Source organism: Thermotoga neapolitana DSM 4359, from assembly GCF_000018945.1.
GTDB lineage: Bacteria > Thermotogota > Thermotogae > Thermotogales > Thermotogaceae > Thermotoga > Thermotoga neapolitana.
The window spans coordinates 1722932-1745195 of sequence record NC_011978.1 but is presented as its reverse complement, the minus strand read 5'-3'; the positions used below and the strand labels follow the sequence as shown (position 1 = coordinate 1745195).

Genomic DNA, 22264 nt, shown 5'->3' with positions numbered 1-22264 from the left:
ATTTCAAAAAAACGGAGGGAAAACGATGAATCTCTGGAAATTATATCAGCCGGGAACACCCGCCGCGATAATAGCTTGGGGACAGCTGGGAACACCCCATGCAAAAACCACGTATGGCCTTCTCAGACACAGCAGGCTCTTCAAACCGGTGTGTGTCGTCGCAGAGCACGAAGGAAAGAAGGCAAGCGACTTTGTTCAGCCAGTTCGCTTCGATGTTCCCGTGGTTTCTTCGATAGAAAAGATCAAAGAGTTCGGTACAAAGGTTGTGATCGTCGGAGTGTCCAACCCGGGAGGTTACCTTGAAGAAAAGATAGCCCAGCTTGTGAAAGATGCTCTATCGAACGGTTTTGACGTTATATCCGGGCTTCATTTCAAGATCTCCCAGCAAACAGAGTTTCTGAAACTGGCCCAGGAAAGCGGAGCGAAAATCGTGGACGTTCGTGTTCCACCGGCAGATCTGAGAGTCTTCTCCGGTGACGTATATCGGAAGGGAATAAAGGTCGCCGGTGTCTTCGGAACGGACTGTGTTGTAGGGAAGAGGACAACTGCCGTTCAGCTGTGGGAGAGGGCGCTTCAGAAAGGAATAAAAGCGGCCTTCATGGCCACAGGTCAGACCGGTATTTTGATAGGCGCGGACGCGGGGTACGTTGTAGACGCTATTCCCGCCGATTTTGTCTCTGGTGTGGTGGAGAAGACCATCCTGGAGCTCGAAAAGATTGGGAAGGAGATTGTGTTTGTTGAAGGGCAGGGAGCACTGAGGCATCCCGCGTACGGTCAGGTCACCCTGGGACTCCTGTATGGTTGCAACCCCGATGTTGTCTTTCTGGTGCACGATCCATCCAGAAAACACTTTGAATCTTTCCCGAAGATACCAAAGAAACCCGATTTTGAAGAGGAAAGAAGACTCATCGAAACACTCTCAGATGCAAAGGTGATCGGTGGAGTGTGCCTGAACGGGACCTTCGAAACAAGCCTTCCAGTCTACAACCCGTTCTATCCGGAAGATCTCGACGAGATGTTGAAGAGGGTGGTCGAATGGTGAACGTTGTAATGGTTCCATGCTCTGTAGTGAAAGATGAAACGGTGGTCGTTGTGGACGTTCTGAGGGCCACCAGTACCATTGTCACAGCGCTTGCGAACGGTGCAAAGGAAGTTATCCCTGTAAAAACAGTGGAGGAAGCGCTGAAGAGGAAAGAAAGGGATGTTCTTGTGTGTGGAGAAAGAAATGCGAAGAAGATAGAAGGTTTCGACCTTGGAAACTCTCCTCTTGAGTACAAAAGCGAACTGGTCCTTGGGAAAACGATCGTTCTCACAACGACGAACGGCACTCAGGTGATCGAGAGGGTAGAGGGTGACAGCGTCATCGCAGCCTCTTTTCTGAACGTTTCTGCGGTCGTTGAATATCTGAAGGAGAAAGAGAACATCACCATCGTCTGTGCCGGAACCAGTGGAGATTTTTCCCTGGAAGACTTTTTACTTGCTGGAATGATCGTGAAAAGAATGAAAAGGGAAGATCTTCTGGACGGTGCACTCGTGGTGATGAGATACTTCGAATCTGTGCAGAACATAAGGGAGGAGATCAAGAGATTCTCCTCCCATGCGAAAAGGTTGATATCTCTTGGATTTGAAAAGGATGTTGATTTCTGCACGACAGAGGACCTTTTCCATGAAGTTCCCGTTCTTGTAAACGGTGCTTTCACTCTGAAAGAAGCTCGGTAAAGTGGAGCGCTTTCACTCCCATCTTCCTGCAGAGGTTTTTCAGAACGGTCTTTGGACCCACTTCCACGAATTCTTCCACACCCATTTTTTTCATCGTGTCCACCGATTGTTTCCAGAGGACAGGCCCTGTGATCTGCTCGATCACGTTCTTTTTTATCTCTTCCGGGTTTTCTGTCGGTTTTGCAGTGGAGTTCATCACTATGGGCCATTTCGGTTTTTTGAATTCTATCTTTTCCACCTCTTCCTTCATTTTCTCTCTGGCGTACTCCAGAAACGGTGTGTGGAAAGGACTTGAAACCATCAGTTCCACAACGCGGCGCGCACCCTTTTCTTTCAGGATGTCCATTGCCTTTTCAACGGATTCTTTCAGACCGCTGATCACCACTTGATCGTGCGAGTTGTAGTTTGCTATGTACACTCCATCTATCGAATTTACCACTTCCTCTATCTGTTCGATGTCGAGTCCTATAACGGCTGCCATGGTCCCCTTCCCAGGTTCGAGGGCTTTCGACATGTACTCTCCTCTTTTTCTCACAAGGTAAAGCCCTGTCTCGAAATCGTACACACCAGCCACCGCCAGTGCCGTGTATTCCCCAAGACTATGACCCGCCACGATGTCCGGGAGAATACCCTTTTTTTCCAGTTCGAGGTAAGCGATGTAACTCGTTATGTAGATGGAGGGTTGAGCGTTCTCCGTGAGTTTCAGGGTCTCTTCATCACCGTTCATGATCTCTGTGATGTCGAATCCCAGAACCTTTCTCGCCCTTTCGAATATGTCCTTTGAAGATTCGTACACGGAAAAGTCCTTTGCCATTCCAGAGTACTGAGATCCCTGTCCGGGAAAGACGAACGCCCTCACCGTTTCACCTCCAGTTTTTTCAACCTGAGGGCTATGGCGGCGGCAACGATCAGTTTTATCAGATCGAACCAGATGAACGGAGCAAAGCCGAGTGCCACTGTTTTTTTGATATCGTGAACGTAAAAGTTCAAAACGAACACACCAAGCAAGTATATGATTCCAAGACCCGAAAGACCAGAAACGAGATACCACACGAAGTTTTCTCTCTTCTCAGAAAGAAGTCCGATCACAAACCCTCCCAGAATAAAACCGAAGAGGTACCCACCGGTGGGACCGATGAGAACATGCGCTCCACCTTTGAAGTTCGCAAAGACAGGAAGGCCAATGGCACCGAGTAACACATACGTTGCAATCGATAGTGTACCGTATTTTTTCCCGAGCATGTAAGCGGCTAGGAAAACGAAGAACACCTGAAGAGTGAAGGGAACAGGACCGATCGGAATCGAAATCCATGCTCCCACCACGATGAGGGCTGTGAAAGTACCGGCCTTCACAAGCTGTTTCATTCTTCGACGTACCTCCTCAGTTTCTTCACCGTCTCCACGAACTCGTTCATGATGTCTTCTATGATCTGCTTCACAGGTTTTATTTCGTCGATCAGTCCGGCACTCTGTCCCATCATGAAAGAACCTCTCTCAAGGTCTCCCTCCACAACGGCTCTCCTCAGACTTCCCACCAGCATCTCCTCTGCCTGCATCGGATTTTCGAACTCCATTTCCTGAATCTTCCTCGCAAATGGAGTTCTGAGAACGCGTGCGGGATGCCCAAGTTTGGCACCGGTCACAATGGTGTCTCTTATAGAGGCCTTGACGATCTTTTCTTTATAGACGGGGTGAACATCGCTTTCCACACTCGCCACGAACCTCGTTCCCATCTGTATCGCTTCTGCTCCGAGGGCAAAGGCAGCAGCCATACCCCTACCATCCGCTATTCCACCCGCAGCGATCACGGGAATATCCACACTTCTTGAAACTTTGTTCACAAGAACGAAGGTGGTGACCTCTCCTATGTGGCCACCGGATTCCATCCCTTCTGCTATTACGGCGTCTGCTCCTGCCCTTTCAACCATTCTCGCGAGGGAATCTGAAGCCACAACGGGAATGACTTTTATGCCATTTTCCTTCAATTCCTTTATGTACTTTGTGGGATTTCCTGCCCCGAAGGTGATCACAGGCACCTTCTCTTCCACGCAAACCCTGACAAGATCGTCTGCCCATGGTGAAACAAGGATAACGTTCACACCGAACGGTTTGCTCGTTCTCTTTCTGAGATCGAAGATGGCCCTTCTCAGATCGTCGGGTTTCATGGCACCAGATCCAATGATTCCGAGCCCTCCCGCTTCAGAGACGGCGGCGGCGAGAACAGGGGTTCCCGCCCAGGCCATTCCTCCCATGAGTATGGGATACTCTATTCCAAGAAGCTCTGTGACTCTGGTTTTCAGATTCATTTCTTCTTCACCCCCAGCAAAAGTTTGGCCTTCGCCACGATGGTGTTTTCAACCTTTGCCACACCTTCCACCTGAACCGTGCCGAGTTTTTCACCTATCTTTTTCACCTCGTAGATCAGTTTGTCTCCTGGTCGCACTTCCTTTTTAAAACGTGCCTCGTCTATTCCGAGAAAGAGAGGTATTCCCTCAAGATCTTTCAAAAGAAGAATACCGGCAGTCTGGGCGAGCCCCTCGATGATGAGCACACCCGGGTATATGGGATACTCCGGGAAATGACCCTGAAAGACGGGATCAGAAATGCTGATGTTCTTGAAAGCGACGATCCTGTCTTCGGATTCTTCTATCACACCGTCCACCAGAAGGAAAGGATACCTGTGTGGAAGGATCGACCTCACGTAATCTATGTTCATGGCTCATACCTCCCCACAACGACCGAAACGTTGTGCCCACCGAATCCGAAGGAGTTCTTAATGAAGTTTCTGATCTCTTTCTGGATCGGCTCTTTTCCAACAAGACCTGTTCCTTCTGCCTCTTCCGTTGGGTTGTCGAGGTTTGGCATTCCGTGCACAAAGGAATGCTGCATCTGAAGAATCGAAAGGACGAGTTCTGCGGCACCAGCGGCACCGAGAAGATGTCCTATCAGGGCCTTAGAGGAGTTTATGGCCACGTTCTTTGCGTGTTCTCCCAGCACCTTCTTTATAGCCTTGAGTTCTGCCTCATCGCCGGCGGGTGTGCTTGTGGCGTGGCAGTTCACGTAATCTATGTCCTCAACAGAAAGACCGGACTCTTTCAGAGCCAGTTTCATCGCTTCTGCCGCTCCTCTGCCCTCTGGATCCGGTGCGCTGAAGTGGTATGCATCGTCCGTCATGCCAACTCCCTTTATCTCTGCTATGATCTTCGCACCCCTTGATTTTGCGACCTCTTCCGCTTCAAGAACGAGGATCGCTCCACCCTCTCCCATGACAAAGCCGTCTCTGTCTCTGTCGAACGGACGGGAAGCTCGTTTGGGGTCGTCATTTCTTCTTGAGAGCGCCCTCATGTTCGCAAACCCGGTGATCGGCAGGGGTGCTATCGTTGCTTCCGTTCCCCCAACGACGGCCACGTCTGCGTATCCATGCCTTATCAGAAGAGTACCGAGTGCCACCGCGTGCAGAGAAGAAGCACAGGCACTCACAGAAGAAAAGTTCGGTCCTTTCAGACCGTACTCCATTGCAACGACACCGGACGCCATATCGATGAGGATCATTGGAATCAGAAACGGACTCACCCTGTTGGGCCCCTGAGAGAGGAACTTGTTGTTTTCGCTGTCGAGTGTCAGGAATCCTCCCATTCCGGATCCTATGATCGTTGCTGTTCTTTCCGAAAACTGCTCGAAATTTATCCCTGCCTCTTCCACCGCTTCTTTGGTGCTGACGAGAGCGAAGTGAACGAACCGATCTGTTCTCTTCACGAGTTTTGGATTTATGTACTCTTCCGGTTTGAAATCTCTAACCTCTGCTGCGATTTGAACAGGTAAGTTAGAAGCATCAAAAGAAGATATTCGATCTATCGTTACTTTGGTTTCTCTAAGACCTTCCAGATTCTTTTCTTTCCCAACACCAAAAGGACTTACGATGCCCATTCCCGTTATGACCACCCGTCTCAAAATACCACCTCCCGACAAAAAATCTGGCATGATTATATCATAATCTCACAGGAAGTTTCAATCTCTGGCCTCGATCATGAGAAAGAAACAATAAATTTACTTCTCAGGTGATAACATATCTGAAGAAGGAGGGAATGGGATGAAGAAGTACGTTATTGTGACCGGAGGAGTTCTCAGTGGTATAGGAAAGGGTATATTCTCCGCTTCTCTGGCAAGACTCATGAAAGAATACGGTGTCGATGTGAACGTGCTGAAAATCGATCCATACCTGAACGTGGACGCAGGAACCATGAACCCGAACCAGCATGGTGAGGTCTTCGTCACCGAAGACGGTTACGAAGCGGATCTGGATCTCGGTCACTACGAGCGTTTCCTCGGAAGAGACATGACCCGCCACAACAACATGACGGCAGGTCAGGTCTACCTTCGGGTTATAGAAAAGGAAAGGCAGGGAAAATACCTCGGAAACACCGTCCAGATCGTTCCCCATCTCACAGAGGAGATAAAGGACAGAATAAGGTCTCTCGAGGCAGAACTCCTTGTGGTTGAGATCGGAGGTACCGTCGGTGACATCGAAGGTGAGGTCTTTCTGGAAGCAGTCAGAGAGCTGCAGATGGAAGAAGGAAGAGAAAACTTCCTCTTTGCCCATGTTACGTACGTTCCTTACCTTCGAACCACGAACGAGTTCAAAACCAAACCAACGCAGCAGTCGGTTCAACTTCTCAGAAGGATCGGAATCACTCCTGACATGATCATCGTGAGGAGTGAGTTCCCCCTCGACGTTCCCAGTATGAACAAGGTTGCCCTCTTTTCGGGTGTTCCCAGAGAATTCGTGATAAACCTTCCCGACACGAAGAACGTTTACGAAGTCCCGGAGATACTGAGAGACATGGGACTGCATGAAAAGATCTCTTCCAAGTTGAAACTCGATCTGAAGGACACTGGGTTCAACTGGTCCTATCCGAAGGCTTTCAAACCTTACAGGATAGCACTGGTGGGGAAATACCTTGGAACAGACGATGCCTACAAGAGCATCATAGAATCTGTGTTCTTGACGGGTGTGGAAAAGCCAACCGTGGTGGACAGTCAGATGCTGGAGGAGATGAGTGAAGAAGAGGTAGCAAAAGTTCTGGACGAGTACGATGCCCTGATCATTCCAGGAGGGTTTGGGAGAAGAGGAATCGAGGGGAAGATAAAGGCCATAAAGTACGCCAGAGAAAATAAGAAACCCATCCTCGGCATATGCCTTGGCATGCAACTCATGATCATTGAGTTCGCAAGAAACGTTCTCGGATACAAAGAGGCGAATTCCACAGAGTTCGATCCAAAAACCCCATATCCTGTCGTGGACTTGATGGAGGAACAAAAAAGAATTCTGAAACTCGGTGGTACGATGAGGCTTGGCGCACAGAAGGTGAAGATCTTTCCAGGTACAAAACTGCATGAGATATACGGTGGAGCAGAAGAAGTTTACGAAAGGCACAGACACAGATACGAAGCAAACGAAGAGGCCTTTCCAGAAATCTTCAAGAAACCCGGTGAGGAGGGATACAGACTCGTTGTTTCTGCAAAGTCGGAGTTCATCGAAGCCGTGGAAATAGAGGATCACCCCTTCTTCATAGGTGTTCAGTACCATCCGGAGTACAAGAGCAAGGTGGGAGCACCTCATCCGATCTTTGTTCACCTTAAGAAGGTCCTGGAGGGATTGCAATGATAGATATGCACCTTCACTCCACGTTCTCCTACGATGGAAAGGCAGAAGTGGAAGACATCATCGCTCAGGTGCAAAAGCTCGGAATAAATCATTTCTGCATCACAGATCACTACGAGTACGAAAACGGAAAACTCGTTCACGATTTCAACGTGGAAGAGTACTTCCTCACCATGGACAAATTCGATCTTCCAAGAGGAGCAGAGATCAGCTGGGACGGTGTGAAAGAAGCAATCTTTCCGGAAGGATTCGATTACCTGCTTCTTGGAGTGCACAGGTACGATGAGAACCTTCCGCCAGATGAACTGGCAAGGGACTACCTCGAAAGAACGCTTTACGTTATGGAAAGGGTGGAATTTCACACGCTGGCACACCTTGACTATCCTGCAAGGTATGCAAATGCCGATTTCAAAGCAAACAGAGATCTGATAGAGAAGATCCTGAGGTTTCTTGTAGCCCGTGAAAAGATCCTCGAGGTGAACACCGCGGGGCTTTTCAAACACGGAAAGCCCAATCCTGACTACTGGATACTGGAGATGTACTGGGATCTTGGGGGAAGATTCATCACGATCGGTTCGGATGCCCATGAAGTACAGCACATAGGCCGGGGAATCGAGGAGGTCATGTCAAAATTGAGAAGGTTCAACTTCGAATACGTTGTCGTTGAAGGGAAAAAACTTTTCACCAAAAAACTGAGGTGAAGGAATGCCCTTTGTTCTGAGTTTTCTTCTGGGGATGTTTGGGGTCTGGTTTTTCGGAAAACTCGCAAAGAAACTCAACATCGTGGACAGACCAGATGGGTTGTTGAAACCCCACGGAAGAGAGATTCCCTATCTTGGGGGGCTCGGTATATTCGCCGGTGTTCTGCCGTTTTTGTGGAAAGATACGGCTGTTCTTTTAACATCGTCTCTTGCTCTCACACTTGGTTTGCTGGATGACCTGTTTTCGCTGTCTCCTTTTTTCAGACTCGTTGTGGAGTTTGGAATTTCTCTGATTCTGGTCTGGAGGTACGTGGGATTCCACAACGTCTGGTATCCGATCCTCTGGGTTTTTTTCGTTGTGATCCTGATGAACGCTGTGAACATGATGGATGGAATGGATGGGCTCTGTGGAAGTCTTGTGGCCATTTCTTCTCTCTTTTTCTTCTTTCTGGTCAAGGGGACTTTCTTTCAGGATCTCTCGCTGGCGCTTCTTGGTGTTTCGCTGGGATATCTTGTCTTCAACTTTCCACCGGCAAGGGTCTTCATGGGAGATGCTGGAAGTTATCTCCTGGCCGTTCTACTCTCCACGATGATCATCTCTCAAAACCGTGTCGTCTCGTTCAACTCTTTTGTACCACTCGTGTTTCCTCTCTGGATATTTCTGCTTGATTTTTTCGCCAGTGTGATAAGACGGTTCAGAAACAGAAGATCGATCGTTTCCGGAGACAGAGACCACATGTACGACAAACTTTCACGGAGACTGGGAGTCAGAAAAGCACTGCTTGTCATGTGTTTGATACACTCTCTGTTGTGCGGGTTCAGTTTTGGGGCGATGGGAAACGCATTCACAGGAGTCTTGACTCTTGTCATTGCCGGTGTTTTCTCTTACCTCATCATAAAGGGTTTGAGACTGTTCGATTACGACTGATTGGGAGGGAAAGCGCATGGAAGTGCTGTTCTACATAATGTACATCGTTGTGGCTCTTTTTTCTTCGAAAAAGTTGACGTACGAATTCAGTGTTCCAAAATACGCCATCATCACGGTGTTTTTGAGTGTCATCTTTTTCATGAGCCTTCTGAAGATCCTGAGAAGAGAGAAACTGGAGATCAGGTTCAATATGGCTCATGTGGCTTTCTTTGCCTTCTCGGTTTCAGCCCTTCTTTCCACGATAAACGTCTATCGTGAAAATCCTGTCTACTTCCGTTATTCCTTCGATATAGCGATTTATGTTCTTCTCATGTTCTTCACTTCCATTTTCATTTCGAACTTCTTCGTCACAAAAGAGAGGATAAAAAGGTTTCTCACAGTCAGCGTGGCTCTGGCTGGTTTTGTTGCCTTCGACGCTCTTTTGAATTTCTACGGTGGCGTTGATATCTTCCTTGGAAAGATCGGTGATCCCTTTTCAAGGGCGAGTGTGAAGGCAACCATAGGAAACGTGAACTTCGTTTCGAACTTTCTTTCTCTGAACCTCCCGCTCGCCCTGTACCTCATAGCGTCGAACGATTTCAGAAAGAAAGAAGCATCCGCTGTGAAGGTGATCGCTTCTGTTTCTGCGCTTCTCATGGTCTCTGGTATTCTTGTCGGGCAGACACGTTCTCTCTATGTTGCGAACATCGTGTCTTTTGGTATCTTCCTTTCCTTCTATATGGTTTTTAGAAGAAAAAAGAGTCAGGAAAAAGCAGACAGGGAAGTTGCCGATATGAGTCGAACCCTTACGGTGTTCGTTGTGATCGCCGTGATCGCTCTTGTTGTTCTCTACAACGTACCGACTCCTCTGAACGGCTACGGAAGGGTTTCTCCTGCCGAGAGGATACAGGCTGTAGCGGAAGTGAGTTCCTGGCACGAGCGTCTTCTTTCCTGGCTTTCTTCCGTGTATCAGTGGAAGGATCACAGGATATTCGGCAGTGGGATCGGAACGTACCAGCTTCTCACGATAAACTACATGGGTGACGTGATAGAGGATCATCCAGAACTGATGTACGGCTGGAACAATTTCAAAAGAACACACAACGACTACCTTCAGGTTCTAGGAGAGATGGGGATCGTGGGAATTGCTTCTCTGGTCTTTCTGGCGCTCTCACTTGGTGTTCTGTTCTTCAGGATACTGAGGAGAGTTGAAACGAGGGACGATCTTTTTCTCTTTCTCGCCCTCTCCAGTTCTTTTATCACCTTCATGATGCACAGTGCTTTCAGTTTTCCAGCACATCTTCTCCCGAACGGATTTCTCGTGGTCGCTGCAGCCTCAATGGCAGTTGGTGGTTATTTCTACGGTGGAAGGGTCATGAGATTTGAGAGAAGATGGGCGGTTACACTGGGAACTATTGTGATCCTGATCGGTGTGGTTTCTTCGTATCTGAAGTGGAACCACTTCGTATCAGAAGTGTACTTCAAACAGGGAAACGCTGCATACCTTGCCATCAGAAAAATCGAAGAAGACCTCTCCAGATTGGACAGCTACGAGCAACAGGCAAAGAACGCTCTGGAGGAACTGAATTCACTCACGGGCCGCTACAGTTACCTGAGGCCGGATGAGTTCAAAAAGTTCGTGATGAAACAAAACCTTCCAGTGATACCATCTGACATGGAGATAGAAAAACTCAGACTCGAAACCATACAGAAGGAAAGACAGAACATACAGAGCACCATCCAGAAGATCGCATCCTATCGAACTCAGCTTCTGAACCAGAGAGTGGAACTTTATAGAAAGGCGAAGGAGAACTTTCTGAGGTCTGTTCACATCAACAGGGCTTACGGAAGGTCCTATTTTTATCTTGCTGCCCTTGCGGTGGGTGAATTCAGAGTCGATGAGTTGAAAAACCAGCTGAACACAAAGGAAGATTATGAAAGGTTTTTCAACCAGAACTTCGATGAGTACCAGAAGGTGATTTTTTCTGATTCTCGGAAAACTGATCTTTCGTTCCTGAAGGATCAAGATCTTTCCGTGATCGATTCTCTGGGAAAAGACAACCTGATCACCGCCCAGGCTTTCCTCGATTCTGTTTCTCTGTATCTTTCCTCACTGAAATCCTTCAACGAAAGAAATACTTACAGGGGTCTTGCGACAAGGTATGTGGGACTTCATCAGGTCATGAAGATTCTACTTACAAAGGCTCAGGATGATCTGATGAAAAAAGCCTTTTCCGAATTGGCTGTAAGATACTTCGATGAGTTCATAAACTACGCCAGGATCACCATTCATTATCTTCCCGGTGCATGGAACAGGTTCTCCGACTGGAAGCATTACGATCTCAGACAGGCCGTTGCGGGGCAGGATATCTACAGGTATTTCGCCATGAAGGCCTCTGAAGCGCAGCCTCTGACCGTAGAAAAGAACAGAGAGTTTCTATTTTACCTTGCAAGAAAAGAGATCTGGGCCGTTGAAAACATGAACCGAGTTGGTGTCTGGGGAGTGCCCGATGGAGTGCTGGATTTTCTCCATGCGATGCCGTTTGAATACATGTCTTCAAAAGAACACCAGGAAGCCCTCTTTGTCTTTGAAGATGTCCTGAGACTCTACGAAGAAAGTTACAGAAGGACAAAAGAATCACTTCCAGAGTACGAAAAGGCCGCTGAAAGAAGGTTTGAAAGCGTATTGAACGATCTGAAGGAATACCTCAGAAGCGACTTTGGAGAGGAGTATTCATCTCGTTTCGAAGAAATCTTCAAAGACCTGTTCGAAGACTTCAAGAACCAGAACTGGCTCTCTATAAACGCAGAGGAGATGAGAAAATTCATAACCGAGAAAAACTACACTTACAAACTGAATCCATGGCGAGAACTCCTTTTGAAACGGCTGAATGAATTTGGAGACTACTTAAAACAGAGAAATCTGGAATCTTCCAGAATCAATGAAGTCATCTCAAGAATCTACAACGATCTAATTGGTCTCAAGGAGGTTCTTGTTCTTGAAAGATACCTGAGATTTCTTGCACACTACAGGCTGATCCTGAACGATGCGAAAAACTTCCTTGAAAGCATCGAAAAGGCGTACAGTGCAACTAGTGATGAACAGTGGAAGATGATACTGGAGGACTGGAGTGTGAACCTTTTGAGCGACGAAAAATTCGAAACGAAAGAGCAAATCCTTGAATGGCTGGAGAGGTTCAAAGAGTATCTCAAGGATCTGGAAAACACCATCTGAAACCGGGGAGGGAAACCTCCTCGTTTTTTTAAAGCCCTCCTGTAATGAAGAAGTTCACACCACACCTTATTGATACTCATTCTTTTTTGATACATTTTCGCAATTTATTGGAAACACGGATCGGTTATTATACTATCTGGATGACAATTTGAAATCATTTTAAAAATTTACAGGGAGGTGCTTAACATGGAAGGCAGGATTCCTTTGCTCGGTGAGGAGTTTCCCAGAGTGGAAGTGAGGACCACACACGGAAAGAAGACCCTTCCAGACGATTACAGGGGAAAGTGGTTCGTTCTCTTCAGCCATCCAGCGGATTTCACACCGGTTTGTACCACTGAGTTCTTTGCGTTCCAGAAGAGGTACAACGAGTTCAGAAAGTTGAACACGGAACTCATAGGGCTCAGTATCGATCAGGTGTTCTCACACATCAAGTGGGTCGAGTGGATAAAGGAGAAACTCGGAGTTGAGATCGAGTTCCCGATCATAGCAGACGATCTCGGAGAGCTCTCTAGAAAACTCGGTCTGATCCATCCCAAGAAGGGAACGAACACCGTGCGCGCTGTCTTCGTGGTGGACCCGAACGGAGTCATAAGGGCCATCATTTACTATCCTCCCGAGGTTGGAAGAAACATCGACGAGATCCTGAGGGTGATAAGGGCATTCCAGGTGTCTGATGAGAAAAAGGTCGCCATACCTGCCAACTGGCCAGAGAACGACATCATAAAGGACGCGGTGATAGTACCACCCGCCACCAGTGTGGAAGAGGCAAGAAAAAGACTGGAATCGAAGGAATACGAGTGTTACGATTGGTGGTTCTGCTACAGGAAAGTTCAATAAAATAGCGTGGCTCCTTCGGGAGCCACTTTTTTGTTTTTCCCGCCTGTTATTTCTTTCTGATATTAAAAAAATGGAATTGGAACTTGACACAAGATATCGTTTTGTTTAAAAATACATTATGTAGTTGCTTGCAACACGCAACTAGCATTACGGGAGGGATCATCTTTGAACCTATCTCCAACCCAGCACAGAATCCTCAGACTTTTGATAGAAAACGAAAAAATCTCCATGAAAGAAATGAGTAAAGAGCTCTCCGTCAATCTCTCTACCGTATCCAGAAACTTCAGACCCCTTTTGAAGTCGGGCTTTGCCCTGAAAAAAGAAGAAGTCTCTCCGGGAATTCAGGGTGGAAGAAAAACAACGCTGTACACGGTAAATCCAAACAAGTTCTTCATCCTCGGTGTGGGAATGGAACAGAACAGGCTGATCGTGACAGTGCTGGATGCCAGGGGGAACGTCGTTGAGGAGATAGAGAAGCACGAGGAATTTCGTGGTGAAGAGATCGCTTCGGTTCTGATCAACTGTGTGAAGCCTCTTCAAAAGAAATTCTCAAACGTCGTTGGTGTTTCGGTTGGAATGCCGGGAATTATAAAAGACAACAGGGTGATTTTCTCTTCAGCACTCGACATAGAAAACTTCGATCTGGGAGAGGAACTCTCCAGAAGACTGAATCTGGAAGTTCTCATTTTGAACGATGCCAATGCGGCGGTGGTTGGATATGGACTCCAGAGAAGGAATGTGGTTTATTTTCTGCTCTCCGTTCCATACTATCTGAATTTATCTGTGGGTGTGGGAGCGGGGCTGTGGTTGGAAGGAAGATTGTACCAGGGGGGCACTGGCGCCTCTGGAGAGTTTGAAATGAACACTCTTCCATCTATTCTGAACGATTCTTCAACTCTCGATGAAGTCAATCTCGAAACGATGTCTCTCGAATCGCTTTCACATCTCATCCTTCGGCTTTCAGAAGTCGCTTCTTTTGTGATATATCTGATCGATCCAGAAACAGTTGTTTTCGGGGGAGACATCGTTCTTTTTTCCCCGGTTTTTCGTGAAGAACTGAAGGGGAAACTTCTAAATCGGCTGGAGAAAAGGCACGTTCCCAACGTTGAGATTCTCTTCGATGACAGAGGGCTCTGGACAATCGCGGTCGGAGCGGCGAGGGCTTTCTGGAAGAAGATACTGGAAGACTATGAATTCGCCCGGAAAATACTGTAAACAGGGAGTGATCGATGTGGATCTTGGAAAGCTGTTTTTCTGTGGTTTTGATGACTTCAACGAGGAAGCAAGGGAGGTAATACAAAAATACAGACCGGCCGGCGTTCTGATCTACCCTGGAGTTCTTTCAAAGGAGTATCTGTTCCTTGATTTCATGAACTTTCTGTCCAGAAATGGAAGATTCATCGTGAGTTCGGATCACGAAGGTGGACAACTTGAAGTTTTGAAGTACGTTCCCTCTTTTCCTGGGAATCTTGCAGCTGGAAAGGTTGATCCAGTCTTTACAGGCAGATACTGTGAGATGGCCGGGAGGATTATGAACACGCTGGGTTTCAACATGGTTTTTGCACCGGTTCTGGATCTGCTTTCAGAAAAAGGCTCTGCTGTAGTGGACTTGAGAAGCTTTGGATCAGATCCGGAAGTAGTAGCTTCCCATGGAATGGAAGCATGCATGGGATATTTCAAAGGAGGAGTGATTCCCTGTATCAAGCATTTTCCAGGGCACGGAAAAACCGCGGATGATTCGCATTATCTTCTTCCGACCGTCAATGCATCTTTCGAGGAGCTGTGGAGAGAAGATCTTTTGCCATTCAGAAGGATTTTCCAGAGTAGAGTGAAAACGGCTGTCATGACGGCACATGTGAAGTATCCTGCTGTGGATGATCTTCCAGCGACTCTTTCGAAAAAACTGATAACAGAAGTGCTTCGAGAAAAGTTGAACTTCAAGGGCCTTGTTCTCAGTGATGCGATGGAGATGAAGGCGATATCTGAAAACTTCTCCGTCGAAGAGGCAGTGAGGTTTTTCATTGAAGCAGGAGGGAACATGATACTCCTTGACAACTTCAGGGGATCTTCCCGTTTATTACGAATCTCTGAAGAAACTCATCGAGGACGGAAGTATCGAAAGGGAAAAAGTGGAGCGCTCCATAAAGATCGTTGACGAGTATTTGAGCGCGCTGGAAAACAGGTTCAACTCTGGACTGATCGCCGAAGTTGCAGAAAGAGCCATAGAGTGCACACGGATGAGAAAAGAACTTCTTGGCAGAGAAGTTGTTCTCCTGGTCCCATCGAACAAAAATCTGAGCCCGGCCGATACCACCGGTGACGATTACGATCTGATACCGGAGGTGGCGAAAAGGTTTTTCAAGGTGAGAGACGTCATCAGATACGATATAGAAGCAGGTCCTGACGATGTTGATGGGGAACTGATCTTCGATTTTGTGGTGAACGCTTCAAAAAATGAGCAGGTGTTGCAGGCTCATCTCAGCTTACCTTCGGATAGAACCATCTATTTCATCATCAGAAATCCCTTTGATGCGAAATTCTTCCCTGGAAGGAGTGTTGTCATCACCCATTCGACAAAACCCATCTCTGTTTATAAATCCTTTCAACATCTTTTGGGGAGGTGTTCTTCATGAGGAAGCTTCTGGTTGTTCTGCTCATCCTTCTTGTAACCATTGCTCTGCCGAAAACGAAGATCGTCTTCTGGACCATGTCACTGAAGCCAACCTTCACAGACTTCATTCAGGGGATCATTGACAAGTACGAGGCGCTTCATCCTGATGTTGAGATCGTGTGGGAAGATGTTCCATGGGATGTTCTACAGCAGAAGCTCTTGGCGGCTTTCTCCTCCGGAAATCCACCTGACGTTGTTAACCTGAACGCCCAGTGGACAATCGAATTTGCCCAGAAAAGAGTCCTGTTCCCCATCGACGAACTGCTTCCTGAAGAAGTTCTTAGTCAGTACTTCGACGACATGATGAAGGGTCTTACGTGGAAAGGACACATCTACGGAATACCCTGGTACACAGCAGTTGATGTTATCCTTTACAACAAGGAGATATTCGAAAAAGCTGGTCTTGACCCCAAGTACCCACCGAAGACCTGGGATGAAATTCTTCTTTACTCTGTGCTGATAAAGGAAAAAACTGGAAAGTACGGTGTGCTCCCGACAATTCTCCAAGATCCATCGGCGATATTCAACTGGGACGGGCTGAACCTCTACACCGTGGATGAGAACAACAGAATAAAGGAAGTCCTCTTCGACAGGCCAGAGTATGCACACACTCTGAACAAATGGGCGACTCTCTACAAAATGAAGTACATCCCGAGCGAACTGGTTCAGGGAGGAGAATGGACCAGGGCAACAGAACTCTATCAGGCTGGCGAACTTGCTATGCTGATCACAGGGCCTCAGTTTGCAGACAGGGTTAAATGGAACGCTCCCGAGATATACAAGAAATCCGACGTTGCACCGGTACCAGCTCCAAAACCAGGTGTGAGAATGAGTGGCTGGTATTCCACGCTGAACATTGTCAGAGGTTCCAAGAATCCGAAAGAAGCAGCGGAATTTGCCGCCTTTGTTGCAAACCTTGAGAACCAGATCGCTTTCTGTAAACTCGTGACCATATTCCCGACACTCAAGGCAGCAGTTAACGATCCCTGGTTCTCTGAGGACGATGGAACACTGGCTGCCAAAGCAAGAATCATGGGAGCCAAGTATCTCAAGTACATCACGTTCTACAACGATGATATACCGTTCAGAAAAGAGGCCTTTGACAAACTTAAGGATGCCATTGTTCAGGTGTTCCTGGGCCAGAAAACACCTGAAGAAGCCTTGAAACAAACAGCAAAATACTGGAGATACCTTATGAAGTCTCAGCAGTCGAAATAAAAATGTGGGGAGGGGAAAATCCCCCTCCCCCTATCTCGAAAGGAGAGAGAAGATGTCCAGAAGGAAGTACCATCTGAGTTTGAGAAAAAGACAATTGACTCTGGCTTTCTTCTTCATCACCATCCCAACGTTTCTCATGATCCTATTTATATATTACCCGTTGATATTCGGTGTGAAGATATCCTTTTACCAGTACGACATGGTGGGAGAGTCCATATTCATCGGGCTGAGAAACTACATTGAACTTTTGAAAGATCCCCTCTTCTGGAATGCTTTTAAAAACAGTCTATTGTATCTACTGGTTGTCCCGCCTCTTCAAATCATCTCGATGCTGCTTGCCGTTCTGGTGGATAAGGCCATAAAAGGAAGGAATCTGTTCAGAACGCTCATATTTCTTCCTGTTGTTACGCCTATAACCATTGCAGCCATCACTTGGCAGTGGATGTACAGAGAAAAAGGGTTCATCAACTTTTTGCTTCGATCCCTGCATATCACTGACAAGTCAATCTCTTTTCTTTCAGATCCCAATATAGCGCTCTTTGCGATAATGTTCGTCACCATGTGGAAAGGATTTGGATACTACATGGTGATATATCTGGCGGGGCTCCAGAGCATACCCAGGGAGTTGCTGGAAGCAGCAAAAGTGGATGGAGCCCGGCCATCTCAGGTGTTTTTCAAAGTGACCATGCCCCTTCTGAAACCGTACATACTGTTTTGTTCAACGATGTCTTCTATAGCGGCTTTGAACGTATTCGGTGAGATATATGCGATGACAAAGGGAGGACCAGCTCACGCAACGGAAACGATGGGGCTTTTCATATACAACAAGGCATTTGGTTACCTTCAGTTCGGGTATTCAAACGCGGCGGCGATACTGTTCAGTTTTGTTGTTATCGCCTTCTCACTTCTGAATTTCTACATTTTCAGGGAAGGAGGTCTTAAAAGCTATTATGCTTGAATTTAGAAAGTTTTTAACTTACGTGATTCTTGTGTTTTTTGCATTACTATCTGTTTGGCCTTTCTACTGGATAACGAAGACTTCTCTGGAAGCAGGGGGTAATGTCTATAAGTATCCACCCAATCTTTTTCCACACCCGATAACCTTCTCAAATTATGTCGGAGCCTGGAAGACGGTGAATCTGGGTGGTTATTATCTGAATACCTTGATAATAGCAGGTCTTGGAACCTTCCTGAACGTGCTCTTTTCCCTGATGGTAGCTTATCCCCTTGCAAGAATCGATTTCAAAGGAAAGCAGTTTGTCCTCTTCCTGGTACTTTTACCGATGATGATTCCTGTTCAGAACACGCTGATAGTCAACTACCTCACCTTGAGAAAGCTTGGCATGCTGAACACCTATCTCGGAGTTGTTCTTCCCCAGGCCGTCACTATTTTTGGAATCTTCATGATGAGACAGGCATATCTAAACATTCCCAAAAGCTTTGAAGATGCTGCAAGAATAGATGGCGCGGGAGAACTTTACATTTGGTGGCGAATAATAACTCCTTTGATAAAACCTGATATAGCCACGCTAGTTGTGTTTCAGGTCATAACCTGGTGGGACAACTTTCTGTGGCCCCTCATCGTACTTTCTGATTCGAACAAATATCCACTTGCTGTGGCTCTGGTGTATTTGAACAGCACTTTCCAGGTGAACTTCAGATACACAGCAGCTGGTATAGTTCTCTCTATTCTGCCTGTTATAATACTGTTCCTAGTCGCACAGAGGTACATAATAAACGCTATTGCTGGTGGTGTGAAATACTGACGAAGGAGGGAAGAAAATGAGTCTTACCCTGAAAGAAATCACCGATCAAAAGTATGAGTTGAAGAGTTTCTTTGAGAGTTTTGTTCTCGCGCTTCCGAACATGGATGTTTTCAGAGAGATAGAAGGTAAACTCACAGATGAAGTTCTCTTCGTCGGTTGTGGTAGTTCCTACAACCTTGCCCTCACGGCCTCTAGATACTTCGAAAGAGTTTTGAAAGTGAGAACAAAAGTCTTCCCCGCTGGAGAGGTGGCTTTTGAGAAGACACCAAAACTTGAAGGAAAACTCGCCTTTCTTTTCTCAAGAACGGGAAACACCACGGAGGTTCTTCTGGCAAACGAGGTTTTGGGAAGGAAGGGTTTCAAGACCGTGGGGATCACAATAGAGGAAAACTCGAAACTCTCAAAAGAAAGCGACATTCCACTTGTTTTTCCAATAAAAGAAGAAGCCGTTGTGATGACGAAGTCCTTCAACATGATCCTGCTTTCCTTGATGTTCATGGCGGATAGAATATCTGGTTCATCCGTCAGTCCATACGGTGAACTTGTCGAGTACTCCGAGAGGTTCTTCGATATTTCCTGGAAAGCCGTTGAAGGTATCGATCTGAAAAGATATGAACACTTCGTCTTTCTCGGGGTGGCCGAGTTCTACGGAGTCAGTCTGGAATCTGCTCTGAAGTGCATGGAGATGTCACTCACCTTTTCGGAGGCTTACTCAACCCTTGAGTACAGACATGGTCCTAAAGCGCTGGTCGACGGAGGCACTCTCATTTTTGTTCAAAAGGTCGCCGGAATGGATGAACAGGAGAAACGCCTGAAAAGAGAACTGGAATCACTCGGTGCCACAGTTTTAGAGATAGGAGAAGATGGGGACATTCCTCTCAGCAACGACTGGAGATCTGCCTTTTTGAGGACGATACCCGCTCAGATTCTGGGATATCAGAAGGCATCTTCCAGGGGTGTTTCTCCGGACAGACCACCTCATCTGGAAAAGACGGTAACGCTGTGAGGTGTTTTTCATGGTGATAGAGCGTGTTCTGATCGTGGATCCTGTTGATGGAGAGTTCACGGGTGATGTGGAGGTGGACGACGGAAAGATTTGTCGTATAAGAAAGAGAGAATGCACTCCCAGAGGAATTCTCATGCCGGGATTTGTTGATCCGCACATTCACGGTGTGATGGGAGCCGACACCATGAATTGTGATTTTGAAAGGATGGAAGAGTTTCTGTACTCTCAGGGGGTCACCACGTTTCTTGCCACTACCGTCTCTACCTCGCTTGAGAAGATGAAGGAGATTCTGGGGAAGGCAAGAGATTACATCTTCAAAAATCCGGAGACTTCACTTTTCGGTGTCCATCTGGAAGGACCGTACATTTCTAGGGAAAAGAAAGGAGCCCACTCAGAAAAGTACATAAGAACTCCCTCCAAAGAAGAATTGAAGGAGATCGATCTTCCTGCAAAAGTGCTCACCTTTGCACCTGAGATAGAAAACTCCGCGATCTTGCTAGAACTCTTAGAAAAAGCCATCGTTCTGTCAGCAGGACATTCGAACGCCACGTTCGAAGAGTTCATGAAGTTCTACAGAGAGGGAGTGAAGAGAATCACCCACTTTCCCAACGCACTGAGGACCTTGCATCACAGAGAGGTTGGTATCATGGGTGCGGGACTTCTACTGGACGATGTAAAAGTCGAACTCATCTGCGATGGAGTACACCTTTCAAAAGAGATGGTGAAGCTCGTCTACAGGGTAAAAGGAGCAGGAGGAATTATTCTGATCACCGATTCCATATCCACAGCAGGTTTCAAAGAGGGAACAACCACTCTGGGTGATCTTGTTGTGAAGGTGAAGGAGGATGTTCCACGTCTGGAAGACGGCACGCTCGCTGGAAGCACCCTTTTCTTTTCAAATGCTGTGAAGAACTTTCAGAGGTTCACAGGTGCTTCACTCAAGGAACTTGCCATCGTGTCCTCTTACAACGCTTGTCTGGAGTTTGGCCTTGCTGACAGAGGAAGGATAAAAGAGGGAATGAAGGCGGACCTTGTTCTTCTTGATGAGGATCTTAACGTCCTCATGACGGTGAAAAGCGGAGACACGGTCTTTTCAGCCTAACTCTTTCACCCTCTCTCTTGTGAGGGCTGCCCTCTTTTCCCATTTTCCTGAAAGGAAAAAGGCGAGTTTCAGCGTGCTTCTGAAGACGATGTCTGAGATCATACCGATCCATGCACCGAGGAGTCCCAGGTCGAAGTACTTCACCATTACGTAGGCAACGGGAAGTCTCACGGCCCAGATGGAGATGAAGGTGATGATCATGGGTGGGAGTGTGTTTCCCGTTCCCCTCAACGCTCCGTTCATGGTGAATTCCGTCGCCAGAAAAAACTGGAAGAGTCCTATTATCTTCACCGGAAGCTTTGCGATCTCTACTATTTGAGGATCGCTGGTGAAGATCCGTATCAGCGGTTCCGGAAAAAGAAATATGATAACACCCACAGTCACCTGAAAGAGAAGACTCAGAATCCATCCCTGGCGGATGACTCCAAGAACATGATCCCGGTTTCCCATCCCGTTGTATCTTCCAGCCAGGGTGGTGATGGCAACTGAGATACCAAAAGCGGGCATGAAGGAAAGCGACTCCACGTTTATACCTATTCTGTGTCCTGCGTAGGCCTCTGCTCCTGCCATCAAGAGAACGTTTGCAAAGAGAAGAACACCTGTGGAAAAAACGAAATTTTCGATGGCGGTAGGGAAACCAACACGGAGAATTTCCTTTTGAACGCTCCAGGTGGGAAAAACATAGCCTCTTTTGAGCTGGAACTCCTCTTTTTTGAAAATCACGAACGTGAGAATGGCACTTCCCACGAATCTCGAAAGAACAGTCGCGATCGCAGCCCCGCGAACACCCCACATAGGAAAACCAAATTTACCGAAGATCATAGCGTAATCCAGAAAGATGTTCAGAAGGTTCGTAACACCCGTGACGATCATGGGGGTTCTCGTGTCACTCAGACCTCTCAACATGGCCGAAAACACCGCCATGATGGAAAATCCCATTGAACCAGAGAGGATGATCTTCAAATACTCTTTTGCTGCGTCTCTTATTTCATCTTCCAGATTCGGAAAGATGTTCAGCAAACCATCGGAAAACATCGTGAGCGCGGTGAGAAGGAGCCCGGTGAAAAGAGCCAGAAAGATACCGTTCCACGCCAGTGTTCTCAATGCCCGTCTGTTACCAGCACCGAGAGCGTTCGCCACTGTGACGGTGACCCCCATGCTTGCAGCTATGAGAACTACCTGAACCACCCAGAAGATTTGATTGGAAAGTCCCACACCGCTCATTGCTTTCCAGGAATAGTGGCCTAGAAAGGCTGTGTCCGCCATGCCGAAGAGCATTTGAAGAACGTTCTCGCCCATTGCTGGCAGGGCGAGTTTTATCAGTTCCTTTCTGATTTTTGGTGCCTCTTCTTTTGAAAGATAATTCTTCAAAAGCGAGTATCTCATTTTCACCACCGACTACGATTCTACATCATTTGGTTCGGAAAGTGAACCATTTAG

General features: G+C 47.1%; 21 protein-coding genes. 15 read left to right on the top strand and 6 right to left on the bottom strand.

Annotation, left to right across the window (positions count from 1 at the left end):
* Positions 1–25 precede the first annotated feature (25 nt).
* Entirely contained in the window at positions 26–1042 is a 1017-nt protein-coding gene (locus CTN_RS08890; protein WP_038068077.1) for a DUF1611 domain-containing protein, read from the top strand.
* The gene (locus tag CTN_RS08885) at positions 1036–1719 is read left to right on the top strand and encodes a 2-phosphosulfolactate phosphatase family protein (RefSeq protein WP_015920195.1); all 684 of its coding nucleotides are present in this window, start codon (positions 1036–1038) and stop codon (positions 1717–1719) included. Before CTN_RS08890 ends, CTN_RS08885 begins: the two co-directional genes overlap by 7 nt.
* Here the strand turns inward: CTN_RS08885 and fabD are convergent.
* From fabD to fabF, 5 genes are read right to left on the bottom strand one after another with little or no spacing between them, the layout of a single operon-like run.
* On the bottom strand, positions 1697–2578 hold the full coding sequence (gene fabD, locus CTN_RS08880) for an ACP S-malonyltransferase (RefSeq protein ID WP_015920194.1): 882 nt from the start codon (positions 2576–2578) through the stop codon (positions 1697–1699). The two genes, CTN_RS08885 and fabD, sit on opposite strands and share 23 nt — an antisense overlap.
* On the bottom strand, positions 2575–3084 hold the full coding sequence (locus CTN_RS08875) for a biotin transporter BioY (protein WP_015920193.1): 510 nt from the start codon (positions 3082–3084) through the stop codon (positions 2575–2577). The genes fabD and CTN_RS08875 overlap by 4 nt, the downstream gene beginning before the upstream one ends.
* A complete protein-coding gene (gene fabK / locus CTN_RS08870; RefSeq protein ID WP_015920192.1) occupies positions 3081–4025 on the bottom strand; it encodes an enoyl-[acyl-carrier-protein] reductase FabK in 945 nt (314 codons plus the stop codon). The genes CTN_RS08875 and fabK overlap by 4 nt, the downstream gene beginning before the upstream one ends.
* Positions 4022–4435, bottom strand: coding sequence for a 3-hydroxyacyl-ACP dehydratase FabZ (fabZ, locus tag CTN_RS08865; protein ID WP_015920191.1), 414 nt, complete (start codon positions 4433–4435; stop codon positions 4022–4024). Before fabZ ends, fabK begins: the two co-directional genes overlap by 4 nt.
* Positions 4432–5670 carry a beta-ketoacyl-ACP synthase II gene (fabF, locus tag CTN_RS08860; protein ID WP_038068074.1) on the bottom strand — a complete coding sequence of 413 codons (1239 nt, stop codon included), beginning with the start codon at positions 5668–5670 and terminating at the stop codon, positions 4432–4434. Before fabF ends, fabZ begins: the two co-directional genes overlap by 4 nt.
* 139 nt (positions 5671–5809) lie before the next feature.
* Here fabF and CTN_RS08855 point away from each other — a divergent pair, with 139 nt between their 5' ends.
* The 13 genes from CTN_RS08855 to nagA all read left to right on the top strand — a co-directional run bounded on the left by CTN_RS08855 (position 5810) and on the right by nagA (position 20824).
* Positions 5810–7384: a CTP synthase gene (locus tag CTN_RS08855; RefSeq protein WP_015920189.1), complete on the top strand. Its 1575-nt coding sequence runs from the start codon at positions 5810–5812 to the stop codon at positions 7382–7384.
* Positions 7381–8082 (top strand): PHP domain-containing protein, encoded by a 702-nt coding sequence (locus CTN_RS08850; protein WP_015920188.1) that lies wholly within the window; start codon positions 7381–7383, stop codon positions 8080–8082. The genes CTN_RS08855 and CTN_RS08850 overlap by 4 nt, the downstream gene beginning before the upstream one ends.
* A gap of 4 nt (positions 8083–8086) precedes the next feature.
* Entirely contained in the window at positions 8087–9010 is a 924-nt protein-coding gene (locus CTN_RS08845) for a glycosyltransferase family 4 protein (RefSeq protein ID WP_015920187.1), read from the top strand.
* Positions 9011–9026: 16 nt separating this feature from the next.
* Positions 9027–12224, top strand: coding sequence for an O-antigen ligase family protein (locus tag CTN_RS08840; protein ID WP_015920186.1), 3198 nt, complete (start codon positions 9027–9029; stop codon positions 12222–12224).
* Between the two features lie 186 nt (positions 12225–12410).
* The gene (locus CTN_RS08835; protein WP_038068072.1) at positions 12411–13061 is read left to right on the top strand and encodes a peroxiredoxin; all 651 of its coding nucleotides are present in this window, start codon (positions 12411–12413) and stop codon (positions 13059–13061) included.
* A 165-nt stretch (positions 13062–13226) separates the two neighbouring features.
* On the top strand, positions 13227–14276 hold the full coding sequence (locus tag CTN_RS08830) for an ROK family transcriptional regulator (protein ID WP_015920184.1): 1050 nt from the start codon (positions 13227–13229) through the stop codon (positions 14274–14276).
* 16 nt (positions 14277–14292) lie between these two features.
* Positions 14293–15216 (top strand): glycoside hydrolase family 3 N-terminal domain-containing protein, encoded by a 924-nt coding sequence (locus CTN_RS10230; protein WP_280381581.1) that lies wholly within the window; start codon positions 14293–14295, stop codon positions 15214–15216.
* Entirely contained in the window at positions 15191–15694 is a 504-nt protein-coding gene (locus CTN_RS10225; protein WP_015920182.1) for a hypothetical protein, read from the top strand. Before CTN_RS10230 ends, CTN_RS10225 begins: the two co-directional genes overlap by 26 nt.
* Complete coding sequence (locus tag CTN_RS08820) at positions 15691–16950, top strand: ABC transporter substrate-binding protein (RefSeq protein WP_041437817.1); 1260 nt, start codon at positions 15691–15693, stop codon at positions 16948–16950. Before CTN_RS10225 ends, CTN_RS08820 begins: the two co-directional genes overlap by 4 nt.
* A gap of 52 nt (positions 16951–17002) precedes the next feature.
* On the top strand, positions 17003–17908 hold the full coding sequence (locus CTN_RS08815) for a carbohydrate ABC transporter permease (RefSeq protein ID WP_038068084.1): 906 nt from the start codon (positions 17003–17005) through the stop codon (positions 17906–17908).
* Positions 17901–18716: a carbohydrate ABC transporter permease gene (locus CTN_RS08810; protein WP_015920179.1), complete on the top strand. Its 816-nt coding sequence runs from the start codon at positions 17901–17903 to the stop codon at positions 18714–18716. The genes CTN_RS08815 and CTN_RS08810 overlap by 8 nt, the downstream gene beginning before the upstream one ends.
* Before the next feature lie 16 nt (positions 18717–18732).
* Positions 18733–19722 (top strand): SIS domain-containing protein, encoded by a 990-nt coding sequence (locus tag CTN_RS08805; protein ID WP_015920178.1) that lies wholly within the window; start codon positions 18733–18735, stop codon positions 19720–19722.
* A gap of 10 nt (positions 19723–19732) precedes the next feature.
* Positions 19733–20824 (top strand): N-acetylglucosamine-6-phosphate deacetylase, encoded by a 1092-nt coding sequence (nagA, locus tag CTN_RS08800; RefSeq protein WP_038068068.1) that lies wholly within the window; start codon positions 19733–19735, stop codon positions 20822–20824.
* Here the strand turns inward: nagA and CTN_RS08795 are convergent.
* Positions 20816–22210 carry an MATE family efflux transporter gene (locus CTN_RS08795; protein ID WP_041437815.1) on the bottom strand — a complete coding sequence of 465 codons (1395 nt, stop codon included), beginning with the start codon at positions 22208–22210 and terminating at the stop codon, positions 20816–20818. The genes nagA and CTN_RS08795 overlap by 9 nt on opposite strands.
* Positions 22211–22264 lie beyond the last annotated feature (54 nt).